The 2,112-nt window shown below is 76.8% G+C and carries 1 protein-coding gene; it reads right to left on the bottom strand.

What is annotated here, in order from left to right:
* Nucleotides 1-1,965 (bottom strand): cellulose biosynthesis cyclic di-GMP-binding regulatory protein BcsB (locus tag AX737_RS21790; RefSeq protein ID WP_066924861.1); only part of this gene is annotated, 1,965 nt, incomplete at its 3' end.
* Nucleotides 1,966-2,112: the final 147 nt, after the last annotated feature.

Below are 2,112 nucleotides of genomic sequence, written 5' to 3'. Positions count from 1 at the left end.
GTTGCGGCGCAGCCGGTCGAGGGTGAGCACGCCCTCGGTCCCGAAGGGGCCGGGCGTGGCCACGGTCTCGGCCCGGCCCTCCCAGATCCGCCGGACCTGGTCCGGATCGAGGCCGACCGCCTGGAGCGTCACCGGGTTGAGCGCGCGCACCGGGGCGACAACGAGGCTCGCGCCGCCGCCTGCGGCCCCTCCGCCCGCCCGCTCGTCGGTGGCGAGCTCGAAGTCGATGACGCGGCCCGCCGCGATGGCGAGCCGGGCCACGAGCGTCGCGGCGGCGTCCGCCGAGTCGCGGTCGGGCGTCGGCAGGACGAGGCGCGGGCGGGCGCCCGGCGCCAGGAAGGGCACGGCGCCGGCCTTCACGGCGGCGAGATCGGGCTGGCGCACCGCGCGGGCGAGGGCGGGCACGACGAGGCGCGTCCGGTCGAGGAAGAGGAAGCGGGCCCGCTTCATGGCGGGCGCCAGCGTGTCGCAGGCCCGGTCCGCCAGCGCCGGCAGCTGGGCGCTGATCTCGACCCGGTTCAGGCCCGGCCGCCACAGGCTCAGGGGGAGCGGGATGGCGCTGTCGTCGAAGACCTCGCCGCGACTGTAGGGCAGCGCCACGCTCGCCGCGTTGCGGCCGTTGATGTCCACCACGATCTGGGCGCTCGGTTCCAGCCCCGCCGCGTAGCCGCCGGCCAGATGCAGCATCACCTTGCCGTAGTCGGCCGGCACGAAATCGGCCGGGAAGCGCACCTCGAAGGCGACCCGGAGCTGGCGGCCGCTGAACTCGCGGGTCGCCACCCCCAGCCGCTCGAGCGTCAGATCCTCGCCGCCGCGGATCGGATAGCCGCGGGTGAGGGTGGTGAGGTCCGTGCCGGCCGGCGTCCCGGCGGGGCCCTCTTCGCCCTGGCCCGATGCTTGGCCGGATGTTTGGCCCGATGCTTGGCCCGATGCCGCGAGCGTGGCGATGGCCTGGCGCACGTCCGCCCCGCCGGGGCCCGTGACCACGAGGACCGGCGCCCGGCTCCCCCGCTGCGGCAGCAGGGCGAGGCGCGGCCCGGTGATCGGTCCGACCTCCTCGATGCCCTCGTAGCCGCGGATCTCGGCCGCCGTGCCGACCAGGAGGTTCACGCCGGTGCGCCCATTGAGCGGGGCGCCGAACGTGACGGCGGGCCGCGCGAGGCGCCCGACCAGGGCCACTGCCTGTACGGCGCCGATCATCCGCTCCAGGCGCTCCAGGCTCGGCTTCTCGGCGAGGATGACGCCCACGGGCAGCGCCCCGCTCTCGTCGGGCTCCAGCGCTGCCAGCGTCTTCAGGTCGAGGTCGCCCGCGGGCGGCACCACGAGGCCGGAGCGGGAGGGATCGATCTGAGTCCAGAGCTCGTAGGTGGCCTCGATCGAGCAATCGACACGGTGGCGCTGGCTCGCCGCCAGGGTGACGGCGTTGTAGCCCGCCTTCAGCAGGCCCTCGGGCAGGACGAACTCGACCACCTTCACGGCGCCCGGCGCCTGGATCCGGGTCCAGCCGACCCGCTGGCCGTTGACGCTGCCCACGAGTTCCGAGGATTCGGGCGCGACCGAGATCGACGAGATGTAGGAGACGCGCAGCCGCGCGCTCCCCCGGGCCTGGGCCTCGGTGAGGTAGACCGGGAAGGCGAGCGAGGCCTCCTCGCCCGACAGGCGGTAGCCCCGCGTGCCGGCCGGGAAGCGCCGGGCCGGCGCGATCGCCGCCTGCGGGGAGATCCGGCGCTCGGCCTCGGGCGCGGCGGGCCGGGCCGGCGCGGCGGGCGGCGGCGGCGGCGGACGCAGGGCGTCGCCGGTCGGCGGCACCGTCAGGCGCTCGGCCGGGCCGGCGCCGAGGAAGCTCTGGGCGGCGGTGGGCCCGGCGGCGAGCCCTGCGGACGCCGCCAGCGCCGCGATCAGCACCGCGGCCCGTGCGAGCGCGCCGACCAAGCCACCGGCCGAATGTCGGGTGCGGGACCTCATCGCGCGCTCACGCCGTCCCGGTGCGGCGCCGGTCCTGCCCGGCGAGCGCGCGGTCGTTCTCGAAGTCGAGCATCAGGCGGACCCAGTCGCTCTCGGCCTCGGCGGGCAGCCGGGCGGTTTCGACGGGGCGGGCGGCCGGGACCGGGG

This window comes from Methylobacterium sp. CCH5-D2 (assembly GCF_001556475.1).
Taxonomy (GTDB): domain Bacteria; phylum Pseudomonadota; class Alphaproteobacteria; order Rhizobiales; family Beijerinckiaceae; genus Methylobacterium; species Methylobacterium hispanicum.
Note: the sequence above shows the minus strand (reverse complement) of the source record. Positions and strands in the feature narration are given on the sequence as shown.